Raw genomic sequence first — 18421 nt, 5'->3', positions numbered from 1 at the left:
TCGAACCATGGTGGAAAACCGTTTCACTCAAAGGCTTAGCTCAGGGCGAACGGTTTTGGTGGTTTTTGAAGTTAAATCACTATAATTTTGTATCATTTTTAAAGTTGTTTTGGTATGGATTAAGCATAAAAGTAAAAGACGCACTAAGTGTAGCACGTCTTTTGTGGCTGGTGTGTGAAAATTATGTAAAAAAATCAACTTTCTACTACGCCTGTGATGTCTACAGGGGTGGTGAGTCCTGTTTCTTTTTTCTTGTCAGCTCGTTTGTCTTGGAGGGCTTGTAGATACGCTTCGTCAACATCACCTGTAATGTATTTGCCGTCAAATACCGAACAATCAAACTCGCTGACACGACTGTATTTGGTGTTATTGACCGCCTCTATCAAATCGTTCAAATCTTGGAAAATGAGTCTGTCTGCACCAATGATTTGACACACTTCGTCTACGGTACGACCTGATGAAATCAACTCACTGCGTACAGGCATATCAATGCCATAGACGTTGGGATAAATCACAGGTGGAGCAACGGATGCAAAAAAGACATTTTTCGCCCCAGCGTCTCGTGCCATTTGTATGATTTCACCACAGGTTGTACCACGCACGATAGAATCATCAATGAGTAGGACGTTTTTGTTTTTAAATTCTAGGTGAATGGCGTTTAATTTTTGGCGAACGCTTTTTTTGCGTAAAGATTGCCCTGGCATGATAAAGGTGCGTCCGATGTAGCGGTTTTTGTTAAAACCTTCACGGTATTTGACACCCAAATGCCACGCACATTCTAAGGCAGAATTGCGAGAAGTATCAGGAATGGGCATAACAACATCAATGTTGTGGTTTTCGCCCCATTCACGCAATATTTGTTTGGCGAGTTTTTCGCCCATACGCATACGAGCTTTATGTACAGAGATGTTGTCAATGATACTATCAGGTCTGGCAAAATAAACATATTCAAAAATACAAGGCGTGTGGCGAGGATTGCTAACACATTGTTTGGTATAAATTTGGTGATTTAGGTCAATGATGATTGCCTCGCCTGCATTAATATCACGCACAATCTCAAATCCCAAGGCGGTCAAGGCAACAGATTCGGAGGCGACCATGTATTCTACCCCTTGCTCGCTATCACGTTTACCATAGACAAGCGGACGAATGCCGTTGGGGTCTCTAAATGCCACCAGCCCCACGCCTGCAATCATTGCCACCACTGCATAAGCACCCTGACACCGTTCATAGACAGCGTTGAGAGCGGTAAAAATATCATCAGGTTCAGGTTTGGTTTTGCCTGATTGTTGTAACTCGTTGGCAAAAATATTTAGCAAAACTTCTGAATCTGAATCGGTGTTTAGGTGGCGACAATCTTTTTCAAACAACTCTTTGGCAAGTGTGTCGGCGTTGGTTAGATTGCCATTATGACCCAGTGCAATGCCATAAGGTGAATTGACGTACATGGGCTGGGCTTCGGCGGTGCTAGATGTACCTGCCGTAGGATAGCGAACGTGTCCTATGCCAATGTTGCCAACCAGACGCAACATATGCTTGTCCAAAAACACATCTTTTACCATGCCATTATCTTTACGTAAATAAAAGCGTCCGTCATGTAAAGTGGTGATTCCTGCTGCGTCCTGCCCACGATGTTGTAGCATGGTCAAGCCGTCATAGAGCATCTGTCCAACAGGTTCATGGGCACAAACACCAATTACGCCACACATATTTTTTCTCCTAAAATTCAATAAAATAGCGTTTGAAAAATCAAACGCCAACGATTAAAAATGGTGATGACTCTCTTCTTTGACTTCTTGCCAAATCTCTTGGGCGATGACTTTTGCAACAGGAGCAAAGGGCAGTATCATCTGAGCCAATGTTGATTCTTGGAAACTTTGTGTTTTTGCTAAAATGGGTGAAAAAACACTAAGTAAAATCAATACCTTTAATAACTCTTTTGCCATGCCGATACCGCCACCAATGAGTTTGTCAAAAAGTCCCAAATATAGGGCTTTTAGGGTTTTTTGGGCAATCCAAACCACCACATGTCCAATACCAACCACAACCACAACGATGACGAAAAATGCAATGGCTTTTTGCACCAAAATATCATCTGATATATGAGCAAATGAGGGGGCAAATGAGCTGGCTAAGGCAGTAGCTAAAATCAGTCCGCCAAGCCAAGCTAGAAAGGATAAGATGGTTTTGACTGCACCCTTCTTGAAACCACGATAAAGCCCAAGCCCCAACAATATAACGATGATGATATCAATAATCACAAATAATCTCTATTATTCGTCAGCTGTTTTTGTCTTTTTGAGAATCTCGGTAATTGGCAATCGCCTGTACGCAAGACTGCACAAGGGCAGGGCCTTTATAAATAAGCCCAGAGTATACTTGTACGGCTGTTGCCCCTGCTTTGATTTTTTGGACGGCAAGCTCGCCTGTATCAATACCGCCTACGCCAATGATGTCAATCTTGCCATCTAAACGTTCGGCAAATTTGGAGACAATCTGTGTGCTGTGATGTCCTAGTGGTCTGCCTGACAGTCCGCCCTCTTCGTCTCCATATTGGTATTCTTCAACGCCTGCTCGTGATAAAGTGGTATTGGTGGCAATCAATCCATCAATCTCAAAGGCAAGTAACCCTTCGGCGATTTCGTTGATTTGATTTTCGTCCAAATCTGGGGCGACTTTTAGGGCAAGTGGCACATAATAGCCGTGTTGATTGGCAAGTTTGATGTGGCAATTTTTAAGCCCTTCAAGAAGCCTTAAAAGAGCAGGGCCACTTTGTAAATCACGCAAATTTTTGGTATTGGGGCTTGAAATATTGACGGTGATATAGCTGGCGTGTGGATAGACACGTTCTAGGCAATAGATGTAGTCATCTAGAGCATTGAGCATGGAAGTGGTGGCATTTTTACCAATGTTAATACCTAGCACACCTTGATATTTGGCGTTTTGGATGTTTTGCACCAGTCTGTCCACGCCATTGTTGTTAAAACCCATGCGATTGATAATCGCTGCTGCTTCGGGTAGGCGAAACAGGCGGGGTTGGTCATTGCCCGGTTGGGGTTTTGGAGTTACTGTTCCTACTTCTAAAAAGCCAAAACCAAGCTCGGCAAGTGCGTCAATGTATTCGCCGTTTTTGTCAAGTCCTGCCCCAAGTCCCACAGGGTTGGTGAGATTGATGCCCATGCAGGACGTAGGCAGAGCTTGTTTGGGGTAGGCAAAACCCAAAAGATGTGCATCGTGTGCTTTTTGAAGCATATCAAGTGTCCACTCATGAGCTTCTTCTGGCTCCATAGTGAACAAATAAGGGCGAAGTAGTTTATAAGACATTTTTTATATTCCAAAGACTGTATCCAAATTATATCATTAATTTGTTAATAACAAAACCTACAAGCTAGAACAAGCTGACCCTTTATAAGACAATTTACAATTTGGCAATATTATAGCAATAAAATCCATACCAATCATGAAAAAACAGTACATCTGTTATTTATGTCAATGAGACATATTTAGGGCATACCCGCCCTTTATAATACCATTTACATTTAGCAATAATCTAGAAATATGGCATTTTTACATTAAAAATGGCCAAATCTTGTGGGTGCGTTTTATTTTATTTTTAATTGTAATATAAAAAGGTAGGTATGTCCCATACAAATGTGCATTAACATTAAATGGCTATTGGGGTTGTTTTGGGATAAAATTATCAGTTTGATTTGCCAAGCCTTTGGCAAATACTTGCGATTCTAGCACTCGGCATTCGGCAAGTTCAAATGTTGTGGCAGGAAAGTCATGCATTAGTGACACCATACGAGCCACAATCGGCATATGGCAGACGATGGCGATGGTTTTGTTATGTTCTAGTCCATAATGTTTGGCGATGATTTGCTCAATGTCTGATAGACCTTGTGTGGGGTCATCATCTGGTGTGATGCTGTCAAGCGTGATAAAAGTGGGGTGTTGTCCTTGTGTGTCGGCAAGTTTTTCTAGGATTTTGGCGGTTTGGTTGGCACGGTTAAAGGGGCTTGTGATAATCATGTCAAGCTGATGATGTTTAAGTAAATGCGTGGCAGTTTCAAGAGCTTGGGCTTGCCCAAACTCCGTTAGGTTACGTCCTGCATCATCGGCACAGTAGGCGGTGGCTTGTCCATGGCGGATAAAAATAAGTTTCATAACTTGTCCTGTTGGATTATTGGGTGAGTTGCTCATCTGCTGATGTATCTTTGGTTTTTTTGTTTTCTTTGGTGGCTTTTAGTACTTCATCAAATTCTTTGGAAAGTTTTTCGTTGCTTTCATCATGAGGCATGACAAATTCTACATCACTGCGAAAGCCAGTTTCCATTAGATTTATCGCCACGCTTAGGGCGGATTTGTTTTCATAAAGTACCGCATATAATGCGTGTGTGATGGGCATATAGATGCCTAATTTTTTAGCTTGTTCTTCTACTTGGGCGATGGTGTTCACTCCTTCGGCAGTCTGCCCCAGTTTTTTGATGGCATTATCAAGGGTCATGCCTTTGCCAAGCATATTACCTACTTGATAGTTGCGACTTAGGGTTGAGTTGCAGGTTGCGTACAAATCCCCCACACCTGACAGCCCCAAAAATGTCAAAGGATTTGCCCCCACTGCCACCCCAAAACGACTCATCTCTGCCAACGCCCGAGTTAAAAGCATGGCTTTGGTATTTTCGCCCACACCATAAGCATTTGCCATGCCCATAGCGACAGCGTAGATGTTTTTTAAAGCCCCGCCAAGTTCCACGCCTTTAACATCATCAGAGGCAAATACTCTAAAAAAAGCACTGTGCAATGCCGTTTGTACTGCCACTCGCAAGGCTTCGGAGGAGCTAGCAATGACACTGGCTGACGGCATATTATTCATGATTTCAAGAGCAAGGTTTGGACCGCTCATTACCCCAAAGTTGACCTGTGGCAACTCTTCTTTGATGATGTCGCTCATCAGGGCAAAGGTTTCTTTTTCAATGCCTTTGGTAAGTGAGACGACTGCTTGATGAGTGATGAGAGGTCGGATGTTTTGTAGTGTTTCACGCACCGCCGAACTTGGCACAGCCACAAAAATAATATCTGTACCCTTGACTGCCTGTGCCAAATCATGACTAAAATTAAGATGTTCTTCAAGTGTATGGTTGGGTAGGTATTTTTTGTTGATGCGAGTTTTGTTTAGGATTTTGACGGTTTTTTTATCACGCACCCACAAGGTGGTATGACAGCCATTTTTGGCAGATAGGTTTGCCATTGCTGTGCCAAAACTGCCACCGCCCAACACCGCAATGCGTAATGGTGTGGGCATATTTTTATCCACATGAATGCCAAGTTTGTCAGCATCTGGGACTTTTTTGCGTTTTTTGGCAAGATGTGCCAAATTTGCCAAAATGCCACCTTCTGCCTCCGACTTTTCAAGCAAGTGCTTTGCTTCTTCTATGCCTTGATTGGCAACATCAACAATTTTTTGGACTTTGGAATTGCTTTTTGGCAGTTTCATGATTGCCTCTAATTAATATATCTACAATAGTAGAAATCAAATACAGTCATTAGACCAAATAAGATGAATAAATTTTCTTATTTTGCTAATTCTATCAATAGGTTATATTATTGTCAATTGATTTGATATTGAGTGAATTTGTGGCACTTTTTGAGCGTGGAGAGTATGTTAAAATTAGTGGTCAAATTTGACAAAATTTGCCAAATCTACCGCCTCACGCTCTGGCATGGTAATGTCGCTTGTTCCTACATAAACAAAGCCACAAATCAGATTGTTTTCATTGACATCAAAATGTGACTTGATTAAAGGTTCGTTGCACAAATCGCCTGTACGCCACACGGTTTTGTAGCCTTGACTTTCAAAAGCAAGCAACAGATTTTGGATAACTGCTCCTACGCATAAAAGTTGTTCAAATTCTGGTACTTTTGGGTGTATTTGATAATCGGTGGCAACCGTGATAATCATTGGAGCTCGTTTTGGTGTATTGATAAGTTTGGTGCAAGCGGTATCGTCAAGCACTTTGCCCAAGCGGTCAGCTTTTTGTAGACCTGCTTGTAAAAGCACTTCGCCAAACCGCTCCAACGCTTCACCTGTCATTACTGTAAAACGATAAGGTCGGAGCTCTTTGTGGTCTGGGGCGGTGGTGGCACAATGCAGGGCGATATTTAGCTCATCAAAGTTTGGCATGGGCAAGGTGAGCTTGCCGATACTACGGCGAGCCTCAATTTGGGCGATAAAATCATTCATGATAAAAGAATTTATATGATAAAAACTCTCATTATAAAGAAAAATTTTTCAAAAATCCATGCCTTATGATGACAATCTGCCAACATTAAAAATTTCAATCATAAAATTTGTATAAATCTGATGCATGTAATCTTGACTGATTTACTAAGGATTATTATAATACACCCCATTAAATCACCCATGCCTAGTATTTTGTGTAGGCTAGGCAACTTGGAATTATTATTATGCGATTAACCACTCGTGGACGATATGCGGTAACCGCCTTACTTGATTTGGCGGTACAAGAAAGCCGTCATCAAGGTGCGGTGTCGTTATCAGACATTGCTAAGCGTCAATCCATTTCTATTTCTTATTTAGAACAACTATTCTCTAAACTTCGTAAAAAAGGTTTGGTCAGTAGCACTCGTGGAGCTTCTGGCGGTTATCACCTTGCTAAACCTCTAAATGAAATTGACATCATGAGTATCATTACCGCTGTTGATGAGTCTATCAATGCCATGCAGTGTGGTGGTAAGGGTGATTGTCAAGACGGAGCGATGTGTTTGACACACGATTTGTGGCGTGGTTTGTCCATGCACATTGAGGTGTATTTGAGTCAAGTAACGCTTGATGATTTACTCAACTCTAAGCACACGCACAGCATTGCCGACCGCCAAGAGCAAACACTTGTTTATAAAGACAGAATTTCACACATCAATACCATTAACTTAGTAGGAAATCCAGCATGAGCCAGAGTTCATTGATTTATTTAGATTATGCCGCCACTACCCCAGTTGCCAAAGAAGTTGCCGACAAGATGGTACAATATATGACTTTTGATGGGGTTTTTGGTAATCCTGCCAGCCGTTCACACGGTTTTGGTTGGCAAGCCGAAGAAGCGGTAGAAAATGCCCGTTTGCAAATTGCCGAAACGGTGGGTGCCGACCCAAGAGAGATTGTTTTTACTTCTGGTGCAACCGAGTCCGATAACCTAGCCCTAAAAGGCGTTGCCCACTTTTATCACGAAAAAGGCAAGCATATCATCACTTCTAAGATTGAACACAAGGCAATCCTTGACACTTGTCGCCAGTTGGAAGAAGAGGGCTTTGAAGTAACTTATCTTGAACCACAAGAAGCCACAGGTCTGATTACGCCACAGCAAGTAGAAGAAGCCATTCGCCCTGATACCATTTTGGTAAGTTTGATGGCGGTCAATAATGAGCTTGGTACAGTAACAGACATTCAAGCAATTGGTGAAATCACTCGTAGCAAGGGCGTGCTTTTCCACGTGGACGCTGCTCAAGCTGTTGGCAAAATCAAGATTAACCTTGAAGAATTAAAGGTTGATTTGATGAGTTTTTCTGGACACAAAATTTATGGTCCAAAGGGTATTGGGGCGTTGTTTGTACGCCGTAAACCCAGAGTTCGTATCAAAGCCGAGCAACACGGTGGTGGACACGAGCGAGGAATGCGTTCTGGTACGCTGGCAACCCATCAAATTGTGGGTATGGGTGAGGCATTTGCATTATCGGTTAAGCGATTTGATGAAGACCACGCTCATATCACTCGTTTGCGTGATAAATTGTGGAATGGCTTGCAAGACATTGAAGAGATTTATCTAAATGGCTCTTTTGAACACGGCATTCCCAATATCCTAAATGTCAGCTTTAACTTTATTGAAGGCGAATCTTTGATGATGTCGCTCAAAGACTTGGCGGTATCATCAGGGTCTGCTTGTACTTCGGCAACACTTGAACCATCTTATGTTCTGCGTGCCATTGGTCGTCCTGATGAGCTTGCCCACTCTTCAATCCGCTTTAGTATTGGTCGCTATACCACCGATGAAGATATTGATAGAGTGCTTGCCCAAATCAAAGATGCGGTCAATAAACTGCGTGAATTATCGCCCCTTTGGGATATGTTCAAAGAAGGCATTGATTTTGCTAGTGTTGAGTGGAAAGAGCATTAATCTAAAAGATTGATTGTGTGTTGCTTTTATCAATTAAATTTTTGGAGTATTTTAATGGCTAATATCAAAGATGTAGCAAATTATTTGATTGCTTTAAATGCGGAAAAAAGTGATGAAGGCGAAAGTGGATTAACCAATTTAAAATTGCAAAAATTGGCTTATTATGCCCAAGGCTTTTATGGGGCGATTTATGATAAGCCTTTATTTGAAGATTCTATTGAGGCGTGGACACACGGTCCTGTGATTCCTAGCTTATATCAAGAATATAAGCATTATGGTTCAAACCCTATTCCACACAATCAATCTCAATATCATTTAACCAATGATGAAATGGAATTAATTCAAGAAGTCTATGATGTTTATGGACAATTTTCAGCGTGGCGATTAAGAGACTTAACACACAATGAAAGTCCTTGGATTAATCACGAGCGACAAGCGGAAATAATCCCTTTTAAAGAAATGAAAGATTTTTTTAAAACAAGAGTAAGATAATGGCAAAGCCTAAAATTAAACCCTCAAACATAAAACAAGGTTTGAAAATTTTAGTACCAGAACCCATTAATTATGATAATTATCCGCCCATTTTTTCATTAGAAAAGGTTCAAAGTGGAAAATATTGTTTTTCTAATTTAAATGTTGAGCATAAAGCCAAATTTGCTGATGCTATCTTTAAAAGAAAAAATATTTTGTGGAAAGATATCAAAAATACAGGTCGGCACGCATTGGGTGCAGAAAAAATTGATAAAAAATCATTAAAAGCACCATTGCCAAGATTTATTACTGATGATTTTGATGATTTTTTGGTATTTCGTTATCACGGTAAAAATCCAATGGTTGGATACCGACAAAGAGATGTCTTTTATGTATTATGGTTTGACCACGATTTTACTTTGTACAACCATTAATTTATAACCCCATTAATTAAAAGATAATTTTCTAGCAAATAGCAAGGTAAATTATCCCAAACAAAAGAGAGAAAAAACTATGGCATATTCAGACAAGGTCATTGACCATTATGAAAACCCCCGCAATGTCGGCAACCTAGACAAAAACGCCAAAAATGTTGGCACAGGTATGGTGGGAGCCCCTGCTTGTGGCGATGTAATGCGTTTGCAAATTCAAGTTGGCGATGACGGTATTATTGAAGACGCAAAGTTTAAAACTTATGGCTGTGGCTCTGCCATCGCTTCAAGCTCACTTGTAACCGAATGGCTCAAAGGCAAAAGCCTAGATGAAGCGGCTGCTATCAAAAACCTAGACATTGCCAAAGAACTTGCCTTGCCCCCTGTCAAGGTGCATTGTTCGGTACTTGCCGAAGACGCCATCAAAGCCGCCATTGAAGATTACCAATCCAAAAGAGCGGTGGCATAAGGTATTTATTACATTTTCAAAGCATAGGAGAGACTTATGATTACCCTAACAGAACGAGCAATCACCCATGTCAAAGACTTTCTTGCCAATCGTGGCAGTGGCGTTGGCATTCGTGTGGGCGTGCGAACGGCAGGGTGTTCAGGTCTTGCCTATGTGCTTGAATTTGTTGATAGTCCCAATGATAGCGATGAATGCTTTGATAATGGTGGTGTTGGTGTCTATGTTGATCCTAAAAGTTTGGTTTATTTAAATGGCTTACAGATGGACTATGTTACCGAAGGGCTAAATTCTGGCTTTAAATTTACAAACCCCAACCAAACAGGCGAGTGCGGTTGTGGTGAGTCCTTTACCGTCTAAGGTGTGCTATGTCATTTAATAACAACTTTTTTGAGCTATTTGGCTTGCCTGCATTGTTTGAAATTGACACTCAAGCATTAAAAAGTGCTTTTTTGCAATTACAAAAACAGCACCACCCCGATAATGCCGATGATAAAATCAAAGCCGAGCAAAACACCGCTCTTATCAATCACGCCTTTGATGTATTGTCTGGTTATGATAGCCGTGCAGTCTATTTATTGGAACTTGCCAATATTGATTTTAATTCGGACAAATCAATCAGCGATGAAGCCTTTTTAATGCAAATGATGGATTATCGTATGGCATTAGAAGATGCCCATTTTGATAATGATGATAAGCAAATCAAAGAGATTGATGGGCAAGTTTTCACGCTATTATTAAACACCGCCAAATCATTTAACGCAAGCTATCAAAATCAAGATTGGCAAACTGCTCAAATACAAGCCCAAAAACTTAAATTTTTAACCAATTTGCATAAAGATTGTGTAGAAAAATTAAATCAACTTACAACCAATGACGATGATGAGTTGTATGTGTGATTTTTGATTGTTGTTTTATAATAAAACGCCAAAAATTTTAATTTTATCCAAAATATGTTAAAATTTTAGCCCATTTAAACTTAATAAAATTATGTCCCTACTTCAAATCAGCGAACCCAACCAATCCGCCCGCCCCCACCAACACCGTTATGCCATTGGCATAGATTTGGGGACGACCCATTCACTTGTCGGTGTTGTGCGTTCTGGGCGAGCTGATGTATTGCCCTTTGGTGAAACACCGCTTTTGCCAAGCGTGGTTTATTATGGTGATAAGTCAAACACCCCTGTGGTTGGTCGCCACGCCTTGACTTATAATGACCCTGCCAATACCATTATTTCTGCCAAACGCTTTATGGGGCGGTCTTTGGCGGATATTAAATTTAGCCACCCCTATCAGCTTGTTGGCGGTGAAAAGGCAATGCCTGCCTTTGTTACCGCACAGGGCGAAAAGTCGCCTGTAGAAACTTCGGCTCATATTCTTGCCAAGCTCTACAACCACGCCAAAGCCAGCCTACCTGCCGATAGCATTGAAGGGGCGGTCATTACCGTGCCTGCCTATTTTGATGAAGCTCAAAGACAAGCCACCAAAGACGCTGCCACCAGTATTGGTTTAACTGTTTTACGCCTGTTAAATGAACCTACCGCCGCCGCCATTGCCTATGGGCTTGATAAATCCGCCAAAACAGGCACTTATTTGATTTATGACTTGGGTGGTGGGACTTTTGATGTGTCGGTTTTGTCGCTTAAAGACGGTGTTTTTGAAGTTTTGGCAACAGGTGGCAATTCAGCATTGGGCGGTGATGATATTGACCGTTTGATTGCCAATCATTTTATCAAATTGGCAAATATTGACCCCAAAGAAGTGGACAATGCCCAAAAATCCACCCTTGCCAGCCTTGCCAAAAGTTACAAACAAACCCTCTCTAGCCGTCAAGCGGTATCGGTGGATATTGAGATTAATGGCGTGTCTTTGCACACCGTTTTTAATCGTGAAATGCTTGGGCAAATCTGTGAACCTGTGGTGCGTAGAACTTTGCAAATTTGCCAGCAGGTTTTGACGGACGCTCGCCTTGATAAGCACGCCATTGACGAGGTGGTGCTTGTGGGTGGCTCTACTCGTATGCCGATTATTCAAACGGCAGTACAAGCCTTTTTTGCCAAACAACCCCTATGCTCCATCAACCCTGATGAAGTGGTGGCACTGGGGGCAAGTCGTCTGGCTCATCAGCTTATTCACAAAGACAATAATAATTTGCTATTGCTTGATGTAACCCCCTTATCGCTTGGGCTTGAGACAATGGGCGGATTGACCGAAGTCATCATTCCAAGAAACACCCCCATTCCTGTGGCACGCCGTCAAACCTTTACCACCCATACCGATGGGCAAACAGGTATGGTGATTCATATTGTGCAAGGTGAGCGAGAGACGGTGGCGGATTGTCGTACCCTTGCCAATTTTACCTTGTCGGGCATTCCACCGATGAAGGCAGGGCTTGCAAGGGTGGAAGTTACCTTTGCCATTGATGCCAATGGTCAGCTGACTGTATCGGCAATGGAAGAGACCACCAAAGTGGCAAGTAAGATTGAAGTTGTGCCAAGCTATAGCTTATCAGAAGCACAACAAGAAGAGCTATTAAAAGCAGGCTTTATCCACGCCAAAGCCGACAAAGAAAAACGAATGCTAATAGAAACCCAAGTGGAAGCAGAGCGAGAGCTTTTGGCATTGACTTCGGCACTAGACGAATTTAGCCAGCTTTTGGGCGATGGCGACAAAGCCAAATTAAACGAAAAAATGACCGCCGTCAAAGAAGCCATTGCCAAAGATGATAAGGCGGTGCTTGATAAGGCGGTTGGCGAATTAAAACCCTTATCCGATTATTTTGCTTCTGTCATTATGAACCAAAATATCAAACAAGCCCTAGCTGGCACTAAGGCGAGCGATTGGCAATAATCGCTTAACCCACCCATTTTAAATAATAAGTGAACTCAATTATGGTAACCATTACAGTACTACCCCACCACGAAATCTGCCCAGAAGGGGCGGTTGTTGAACTTGCCGAAGGCGAAAACTTGCTAGAAGGCTTGCACGAACACGGCATTAAGATTGAACACGCCTGTGACTGTTCTAAGGCTTGTACCACTTGCCACGTTGTGATTCGTCAAGGGTTTGATAGTCTTGAAGAAATGGACGATGTTGAAGCCGACTTGCTTGACCGTGCGTGGGGGCTAGAGCCCAATTCTCGCCTATCGTGCCAATGTATGGTGGCAGATAGCAATTTGACTGTTTATATCCCCAAACACACCCTAAACCACGCCAAAGAAGGGCATTGATTTTGGTAATAAAAAGGGCAATTGTTGCCCTTTTTTTAATGCACCAACCAATCTATCCCAACGAACTTAAAATATAACTACGGATTATAGGGGTGAATTGCAATTCGCCCTTACCGCTAAAAAAATAAATTCGTGGTACTTTTAAGATTGTTTTAGTATGGTATAAGTGTGATAATTGGGGTATACCCACCCTTTATAACATTATTTATATTAGCAATATACCAACCGAACCATAAATTTAATACGGTTTTGTAGGGGGTAATTGCAATTTTTCCCTACGGACAATCACTAATTTTGTATCATTTTTAAAGTTGTTTTGGTATAATTTAGAAATAAAGAGAGTATTTTTATATTAAAAATCGCTAAATCAACCATCGCCATAAATAATGGAGTGTAATAATTCATGAATACACAAAATCCCAAACCAAATGATGTCAAGGGTGATATGTGGCATAAATCCCTAAGCTAAACCAATACCAAAGAAGCTACTATTGTATTTTTGGGTGAGTTTGGGATTTGGCTTATTTTTTATGGTGTGTTGGGTTTGCTTGGAACTGTCGTTGGTGCGATGATTTGGGTGAGTATGTGGATTGGAGTGCTACTAATCCCCATGATTTTAACGTTCTATTATTTTTTTAAAAAATATCAAAATAAAAACCATTAAATTATATGATAAACCCCATAAAAAGGTTTTTTAATGATGTATTTTTTGTTATAATTGAGAAAAATTTTTAATTCACTTTTTGGAGTTTTTATGGCACTTGTGTCTTTACGTCAGCTTCTTGACCACGCAGGCGAACACGCTTATGGTCTACCAGCCTTTAATGTAAACAACCTAGAACAAATGCGTGCTATTATGATGGCAGCGGATGAGACCGACTCGCCTGTCATTGTTCAGGCATCGGCAGGTGCTCGTAAATACGCAGGTGCACCATTTTTGCGTCATTTGATTTTGTCTGCTATTGAAGAGTGGCCACACATTCCTGTGGTCATGCACCAAGACCACGGCACCAGTCCTGCCGTGTGCCAACGCTCAATCCAGCTTGGATTTAGCTCGGTGATGATGGACGGCTCATTGCTTGAAGATGGCAAAACCCCTGCCGATTATGCCTATAATGTTGGCGTTACTCGTGAAGTGGTGCGTATGGCTCATGCGTGCGGTGTGTCGGTTGAGGGTGAGATTGGCTGTTTGGGCAGCTTAGAGACAGGCATGGCGGGTGAAGAAGATGGCGTGGGGGCAGAGGGCGTGCTTGACCACAGTCAGCTTTTGACTTCGGTAGAAGAAGCCAAGCAGTTTGTTGCTGACACCAATGTTGATGCTTTGGCGATTGCGGTGGGTACTTCGCACGGGGCGTATAAATTTACTCGTCCACCAACAGGCGATATTTTGGCGATTGACCGTATCAAAGAGATTCATGAAGCCTTGCCAAACACTCACCTTGTCATGCACGGTTCATCAAGTGTGCCACAAGAATGGCTAAAAATCATCAACGAAAATGGCGGTCAAATTGGCGAAACTTATGGTGTGCCAGTAGAACAGCTTGTGGACGCCATCAAGCACGGTGTACGCAAAATCAACATTGATACTGATTTGCGTTTGGCAAGCACAGGGGCAATTCGCCGTTTCATGAATGAACACCCAGCCGAATTTGACCCACGCAAATACCTCCAAGCCTCCATCGTTGCCATGAAAGATATTTGTGTGCAACGTTATGAAGCCTTTGGTAGTGCAGGCAATGCCAGCAAAATCCGCCCCATTTCACTTGAAAAAATGGTGGAATATTATAAATAATCGGTGGTTTTACGCCCATAAACCAAGTTCAAGCGATTGGGCTTGGTTTTATTATTTGGGATAATGGTTTTTAATTTATTAAAAATTAAGTTGGATAAAAGGAGATAAAATGAGTAATCAAACTGTTTGGATTAGTGAAGCAAGAAGGTGGGCAAAATACTATGATATTAGTGCTAGTTTTCCTAACATTGATTATAGACGATATCATATCTTGTGGCACAAAAAAGAAGGTTCTAGAGTAATTAATAGCAAAATCATCTTTACTGACAAAGAGAAACAGGAACTTGAAGTGTTGTCTGAATTGTTAAAACAGTCATGGAAAGGCTTTTCGGACTTTCGTGGGCTAAGTGTGTTGCCAGATAAATTGTGGAGAACTGGTCTTAGTATTCCAAAAGAGACAAAACATATTTTTAAAATCACAGGCTCGTGCTTGATATTAAGTCAAGCATGTAGCGAATTGTTGCAAGAGTTTAATTTGGGTAAAACTGGGCTAGCCAAAGTACAAATTTATAATATGGAAACACAAGAACCTGATGATGACCGTATTTTTTATTATTTAGATATGGCAGAGTGGCGACATTATTTATTGCCTGAAAAAAGTGGCGATACTTGCTATTATGTTGGTTATCAGACAAATGGTTATGATGCTTATCAATATCGTGGTTTTAGAGATGGTAATCTTACCTTATCCAGCGAAGCACTAAATTGCGATTTAGACCTTTGGCACGACCCAATGTTGTGGGATTCTATCTTTATTTCTGATAGGTTATGTAAAGCCTTAAAGAAAGCAAAGATGTTTAAACAATTTTATTTAAAACCTTGTGATATTTTTACTAAATAAATTTTTTGACAAAAAGGAAAACCCTATGATTGCACTCCTACAAGGCGAAATTTGCCATTTGTCCGCTCCCACTGCTTATATAATGACAACAGGTGGGGTAGGGTATGAAGTGGAATTGTCTTTAACCGATTTTTGTGAATTAAAATTGGGCGAGACGGTTAAGTTGTGGACACATTTGGTGGTGCGAGAAGATGCCCAGATTTTGTGTGGATTTTTACACAAAGATGACAAAGATGTCTTTAAAACCTTAATCAAAATTTCAGGGGTTGGGCTAAAAATGGCACTTGCTATTTTATCCACTCTATCAAGAACCGAACTTTATAATGCAGTGGAATATGGCGATGAAACTGCTCTTACTCGTGTGGCAGGCGTGGGCAAAAAGACCGCCCAACGGTTGATAATTGAGTTAAAGGGTAAATTAAATAGCATGGACAAAGATTTACTGGCAACGCCAGATAATGCTCAAAATACTGCCTATCCCACCCAAAATCCCATGTATATCATGCACGAGACCGAAAGTGCATTGATGAGCTTGGGTTATAAAGAAAAAGAAGCTCAATCCGCCATTAAAACCGCCAAACAGCAATTTAGCGATGATGAGCTGACGACTTCCAATCTGTTAAAGGCGAGTTTAAAAATCCTATCAGGGTTTTAAATACTGCCATTTTGGTTGCGTTTTTTACTTTTCCAAAATGGCTTGCATTTCCTGTCGCATTTGCCGTTGGCTTTCTTCTGAATTGACTGTGTTTTGTATTAGCGATTGCATTAATAGCAATTGTGCCTGCTGACTATACTCAGTCATGATTAAAGGCGTTTTTTGGGAAATACTTTGACCGCTCTCACTTTGCAAAAAGCGGATATTATCATCAACCTCCCTTTGGGTTAAATGATTCTTAGCCACCATAATGTAAAGATTCGCCATCTGTTCTTTGGTTTGTTCATTTAATAATCCCACAACAGATTGACGAATATACTTTTCATGGACAGCACCCATTTGGGTGATTGTATCGTGTGATAATTGACCAGATTGTTTTAGCCTTTCTTCAAACATATCTCGTTGCACTTTTATCATGCTATTTATTGAATTGTCTAACATCTTATCCACGCCTGCCAACGCCATCATTTGTCTTAAAGAATCATCGGAGGGAGTTTGAGCAAATGCTGATATGGTTAAAGCAATGATTGACAATAAAGTGGTGAGTAACTTTTTCATGAGATTTCCTTGGACAAAATTTTATTATAAATGTAAATACTTCCACCATCAAACATTTTTCACCGCCCGAAGTTGCATAATCACCAGCTCCCCATCGCCATTCATACAAAAATCCACGTCTACCGCCTTATATCTCATGGCACACACGATATCCGTTTCGTGTTGGCGGTAGGCGGGGCGGGGGTCTTGGGCGATAAGATGATTGATGATTTGTTTATCGTACTGATTTAATTGATTATTGTTTGACAAATCCACAAAATCTTGTTTAGCTTGCGGTGTCATTATCACGGACCGAACGGTCGGTATGTCAAAACTTGTGGCGTGTGGCAAGCTGTCTGCAAAAGTTATGTAGGGCTTGATGTCTAGTATGGGCGTGCCATCTATCATATCCGCCCCTGTGATGTGCAAAATGACTTTATTGTTTTTAATCTCCAACCTGTCAAATGCTACCACAGACAAGCCAACTCTTGAAGGTCTATACATACTACGTGTGGCAAATACCCCTATTTTGTCATTACCGCCCAGACGGGGTGGGCGTACCTGTGGGCGAAAACCTGCCTGTTCTTTATTGTGATGAAAAAGCCACAACACCCAAAGATGGCTGTATTGTTCAATACCGACAAAGGCATCAGGTACATCAAAAGGTGGGGTAAATTCAATATGGCTTTTGATGGCGACAAGGTTGGGCTGACGAGGCATACCAAATTTTTGGCTAAGTGGCGAGCGGTGATGACCGATGATGGGTAACGTGTGGGTGTTCATGGTGTTTTGGGTGGTTTTATGCTAGAATGAGCGATTGATATTCCAATTTTTTGGTAAAAATTTACCTAAATAATCGCTATTATACACAAAATTTGTTATCATATCTCTAATAATCATTCTCATTAGGATTGTTCATGTCAAAATTCATCAAAGAAACCGTAACTTATGTTCATCATTGGACAGATCGCTTATTTACCATTAAAACCACTCGTAGCGACAGCTTGCGTTTTAGAAGTGGCGAATTTGCCATGATTGGGCTAGAAGTGGAAGATAAACCATTGGTGCGTGCTTATTCTATCGCAAGTCCAGCTTGGGCAGAGGAATTGGAATTTTATTCTATTAAAGTGCCGGATGGTCCATTGACTTCACGTCTGCAACACATCAAAGTTGGCGATGAACTTTTGGTTAGCAAAAAACCCACAGGTACGTTGGTGTTGGACGATTTGCTTCCTGCCAAAAATCTATATTTACTTGCCACAGGCACAGGACTTGCTCCATTTTTATCTCTAACACGTGAGCCTGAAGTTTATGAGCGTTTTGAAAAAGTGATTTTGGTACATGGTGTGCGTCATGTGGCAGATTTGTCCTATCGTGATTTTTTTGAAAATGAGTTGCCAAATGATGAGATTTTTGGGGAATGGGTGCGTGAAAAATTCATCTACTATCCAACCGTAACTCGTGATGAATTTAAAAATCAAGGACGTGTTACTGACCTTTTAAAATCAGGCAAACTCTTTGATGATATTGGTATGCCACCGATTTGTAAGGAAAACGACCGTGTCATGATTTGTGGTAGTATGGCGATGAATGCGGATACTTGTGCCATTTTGGACGAGTTTGGTCTAACCATTTCACCACGCATGGGCGTGCCTGCTGATTATGTGGTGGAGCGTGCCTTTGTGGGTTGATTTGGGTTAAAAATGGGCTTTATAAACATTGAACGTGATAAATGTCAATGCCCACAATCATATCGGCAATCTTGTCCTTGAATGTGTGAATTGCTATGTTAATCTAAGTAATGTT

The 18421-nt window shown here is 41.3% G+C and carries 21 protein-coding genes; 13 read left to right on the top strand and 8 right to left on the bottom strand.

The genetic code is table 11. The features are described 5' to 3' along the window. Nucleotides 1-194 precede the first annotated feature (194 nt). The 6 genes from purF to MOB01S_RS10330 form a co-directional block, all read right to left on the bottom strand. Nucleotides 195-1709: an amidophosphoribosyltransferase gene (gene purF, locus MOB01S_RS10355; protein ID WP_066804968.1), complete on the bottom strand. Its 1515-nt coding sequence runs from the start codon at nt 1707-1709 to the stop codon at nt 195-197. A 54-nt stretch (nt 1710-1763) separates the two neighbouring features. Further along, nucleotides 1764-2261 carry a CvpA family protein gene (locus MOB01S_RS10350; RefSeq protein WP_066804966.1) on the bottom strand — a complete coding sequence of 166 codons (498 nt, stop codon included), beginning with the start codon at nt 2259-2261 and terminating at the stop codon, nt 1764-1766. Nucleotides 2262-2280: 19 nt separating this feature from the next. Continuing rightward, the gene (locus MOB01S_RS10345) at nt 2281-3324 is read right to left on the bottom strand and encodes a quinone-dependent dihydroorotate dehydrogenase (protein WP_066804964.1); all 1044 of its coding nucleotides are present in this window, start codon (nt 3322-3324) and stop codon (nt 2281-2283) included. Nucleotides 3325-3672: 348 nt separating this feature from the next. Next, a complete protein-coding gene (locus MOB01S_RS10340; RefSeq protein WP_245640038.1) occupies nt 3673-4203 on the bottom strand; it encodes a SixA phosphatase family protein in 531 nt (176 codons plus the stop codon). Continuing rightward, nucleotides 4184-5497, bottom strand: coding sequence for an NAD(P)H-dependent glycerol-3-phosphate dehydrogenase (locus MOB01S_RS10335; RefSeq protein ID WP_066804959.1), 1314 nt, complete (start codon nt 5495-5497; stop codon nt 4184-4186). The genes MOB01S_RS10340 and MOB01S_RS10335 overlap by 20 nt, the downstream gene beginning before the upstream one ends. 174 nt (nt 5498-5671) lie before the next feature. Further along, nucleotides 5672-6244 (bottom strand): nitroreductase family protein, encoded by a 573-nt coding sequence (locus tag MOB01S_RS10330; RefSeq protein WP_157073975.1) that lies wholly within the window; start codon nt 6242-6244, stop codon nt 5672-5674. Nucleotides 6245-6468: 224 nt separating this feature from the next. On the opposite strand from MOB01S_RS10330, the gene MOB01S_RS10325 reads away from it, so the two are divergent. From MOB01S_RS10325 to ruvA, 12 genes are all read left to right on the top strand, one after another. Then, nucleotides 6469-6972 (top strand): Rrf2 family transcriptional regulator, encoded by a 504-nt coding sequence (locus tag MOB01S_RS10325; RefSeq protein WP_066804955.1) that lies wholly within the window; start codon nt 6469-6471, stop codon nt 6970-6972. Continuing rightward, nucleotides 6969-8192, top strand: coding sequence for an IscS subfamily cysteine desulfurase (locus tag MOB01S_RS10320; protein WP_066804953.1), 1224 nt, complete (start codon nt 6969-6971; stop codon nt 8190-8192). Before MOB01S_RS10325 ends, MOB01S_RS10320 begins: the two co-directional genes overlap by 4 nt. 54 nt (nt 8193-8246) lie before the next feature. Then, entirely contained in the window at nt 8247-8684 is a 438-nt protein-coding gene (locus MOB01S_RS10315; RefSeq protein ID WP_066804951.1) for a Panacea domain-containing protein, read from the top strand. A gap of 41 nt (nt 8685-8725) precedes the next feature. Beyond that, nucleotides 8726-9097 carry a hypothetical protein gene (locus MOB01S_RS10310; protein ID WP_218016091.1) on the top strand — a complete coding sequence of 124 codons (372 nt, stop codon included), beginning with the start codon at nt 8726-8728 and terminating at the stop codon, nt 9095-9097. A 79-nt stretch (nt 9098-9176) separates the two neighbouring features. Then, nucleotides 9177-9563 (top strand): Fe-S cluster assembly scaffold IscU, encoded by a 387-nt coding sequence (gene iscU, locus MOB01S_RS10305; RefSeq protein ID WP_066804941.1) that lies wholly within the window; start codon nt 9177-9179, stop codon nt 9561-9563. 36 nt (nt 9564-9599) lie between these two features. Then, the gene (gene iscA, locus MOB01S_RS10300) at nt 9600-9920 is read left to right on the top strand and encodes an iron-sulfur cluster assembly protein IscA (protein WP_066804939.1); all 321 of its coding nucleotides are present in this window, start codon (nt 9600-9602) and stop codon (nt 9918-9920) included. Nucleotides 9921-9928: 8 nt separating this feature from the next. Further along, entirely contained in the window at nt 9929-10459 is a 531-nt protein-coding gene (gene hscB, locus MOB01S_RS10295) for a Fe-S protein assembly co-chaperone HscB (protein WP_066804934.1), read from the top strand. 91 nt (nt 10460-10550) lie between these two features. Next, nucleotides 10551-12410, top strand: coding sequence for a Fe-S protein assembly chaperone HscA (gene hscA, locus MOB01S_RS10290; protein ID WP_066804932.1), 1860 nt, complete (start codon nt 10551-10553; stop codon nt 12408-12410). A 41-nt stretch (nt 12411-12451) separates the two neighbouring features. Then, nucleotides 12452-12790 carry an ISC system 2Fe-2S type ferredoxin gene (gene fdx / locus MOB01S_RS10285; RefSeq protein ID WP_066804930.1) on the top strand — a complete coding sequence of 113 codons (339 nt, stop codon included), beginning with the start codon at nt 12452-12454 and terminating at the stop codon, nt 12788-12790. A gap of 754 nt (nt 12791-13544) precedes the next feature. Continuing rightward, nucleotides 13545-14582, top strand: a complete 1038-nt coding sequence (gene fba, locus MOB01S_RS10280; protein WP_066804928.1) for a class II fructose-bisphosphate aldolase — start codon at nt 13545-13547, stop codon at nt 14580-14582. A gap of 109 nt (nt 14583-14691) precedes the next feature. Beyond that, nucleotides 14692-15423 (top strand): hypothetical protein, encoded by a 732-nt coding sequence (locus tag MOB01S_RS10275; RefSeq protein ID WP_066804926.1) that lies wholly within the window; start codon nt 14692-14694, stop codon nt 15421-15423. A gap of 25 nt (nt 15424-15448) precedes the next feature. After that, the gene (gene ruvA, locus MOB01S_RS10270) at nt 15449-16078 is read left to right on the top strand and encodes a Holliday junction branch migration protein RuvA (RefSeq protein WP_066804918.1); all 630 of its coding nucleotides are present in this window, start codon (nt 15449-15451) and stop codon (nt 16076-16078) included. A 24-nt stretch (nt 16079-16102) separates the two neighbouring features. Here the strand turns inward: ruvA and MOB01S_RS10265 are convergent, their stop codons facing one another. Continuing rightward, entirely contained in the window at nt 16103-16636 is a 534-nt protein-coding gene (locus MOB01S_RS10265; protein WP_066804915.1) for a DUF2059 domain-containing protein, read from the bottom strand. Between the two features lie 48 nt (nt 16637-16684). Beyond that, nucleotides 16685-17398, bottom strand: coding sequence for a tRNA (N6-threonylcarbamoyladenosine(37)-N6)-methyltransferase TrmO (tsaA, locus tag MOB01S_RS10260; protein ID WP_066804913.1), 714 nt, complete (start codon nt 17396-17398; stop codon nt 16685-16687). Nucleotides 17399-17532: 134 nt separating this feature from the next. Here tsaA and MOB01S_RS10255 point away from each other — a divergent pair, with 134 nt between their 5' ends. Continuing rightward, on the top strand, nt 17533-18306 hold the full coding sequence (locus MOB01S_RS10255) for a ferredoxin--NADP reductase (RefSeq protein ID WP_066804910.1): 774 nt from the start codon (nt 17533-17535) through the stop codon (nt 18304-18306). Nucleotides 18307-18421 lie beyond the last annotated feature (115 nt).

It is taken from the genome of Moraxella oblonga NBRC 102422 (genome assembly GCF_001598275.1).
Taxonomy (GTDB): domain Bacteria; phylum Pseudomonadota; class Gammaproteobacteria; order Pseudomonadales; family Moraxellaceae; genus Moraxella; species Moraxella oblonga.
Note: the sequence above shows the minus strand (reverse complement) of the source record. Positions and strands in the feature narration are given on the sequence as shown.

Excerpts from the sequence above, each read along its gene's own strand:
- purF (WP_066804968.1), bottom strand. The coding sequence starts at position 1,709 with ATGTGTGGCGTAATTGGTGTTTGTGCCCATGAACCTGTTGGACAGATG.
- MOB01S_RS10345 (WP_066804964.1), bottom strand. The coding sequence starts at position 3,324 with ATGTCTTATAAACTACTTCGCCCTTATTTGTTCACTATGGAGCCAGAA.
- MOB01S_RS10340 (WP_245640038.1), bottom strand. The coding sequence starts at position 4,203 with ATGAGCAACTCACCCAATAATCCAACAGGACAAGTTATGAAACTTATT.
- MOB01S_RS10335 (WP_066804959.1), bottom strand. The coding sequence starts at position 5,497 with ATGAAACTGCCAAAAAGCAATTCCAAAGTCCAAAAAATTGTTGATGTT.
- MOB01S_RS10330 (WP_157073975.1), bottom strand. The coding sequence starts at position 6,244 with ATGAATGATTTTATCGCCCAAATTGAGGCTCGCCGTAGTATCGGCAAG.
- MOB01S_RS10325 (WP_066804955.1), top strand. The coding sequence starts at position 6,469 with ATGCGATTAACCACTCGTGGACGATATGCGGTAACCGCCTTACTTGAT.
- MOB01S_RS10320 (WP_066804953.1), top strand. The coding sequence starts at position 6,969 with ATGAGCCAGAGTTCATTGATTTATTTAGATTATGCCGCCACTACCCCA.
- MOB01S_RS10315 (WP_066804951.1), top strand. The coding sequence starts at position 8,247 with ATGGCTAATATCAAAGATGTAGCAAATTATTTGATTGCTTTAAATGCG.
- iscU (WP_066804941.1), top strand. The coding sequence starts at position 9,177 with ATGGCATATTCAGACAAGGTCATTGACCATTATGAAAACCCCCGCAAT.
- iscA (WP_066804939.1), top strand. The coding sequence starts at position 9,600 with ATGATTACCCTAACAGAACGAGCAATCACCCATGTCAAAGACTTTCTT.
- hscB (WP_066804934.1), top strand. The coding sequence starts at position 9,929 with ATGTCATTTAATAACAACTTTTTTGAGCTATTTGGCTTGCCTGCATTG.
- hscA (WP_066804932.1), top strand. The coding sequence starts at position 10,551 with ATGTCCCTACTTCAAATCAGCGAACCCAACCAATCCGCCCGCCCCCAC.
- fdx (WP_066804930.1), top strand. The coding sequence starts at position 12,452 with ATGGTAACCATTACAGTACTACCCCACCACGAAATCTGCCCAGAAGGG.
- fba (WP_066804928.1), top strand. The coding sequence starts at position 13,545 with ATGGCACTTGTGTCTTTACGTCAGCTTCTTGACCACGCAGGCGAACAC.
- MOB01S_RS10275 (WP_066804926.1), top strand. The coding sequence starts at position 14,692 with ATGAGTAATCAAACTGTTTGGATTAGTGAAGCAAGAAGGTGGGCAAAA.
- ruvA (WP_066804918.1), top strand. The coding sequence starts at position 15,449 with ATGATTGCACTCCTACAAGGCGAAATTTGCCATTTGTCCGCTCCCACT.
- MOB01S_RS10265 (WP_066804915.1), bottom strand. The coding sequence starts at position 16,636 with ATGAAAAAGTTACTCACCACTTTATTGTCAATCATTGCTTTAACCATA.
- tsaA (WP_066804913.1), bottom strand. The coding sequence starts at position 17,398 with ATGAACACCCACACGTTACCCATCATCGGTCATCACCGCTCGCCACTT.
- MOB01S_RS10255 (WP_066804910.1), top strand. The coding sequence starts at position 17,533 with ATGTCAAAATTCATCAAAGAAACCGTAACTTATGTTCATCATTGGACA.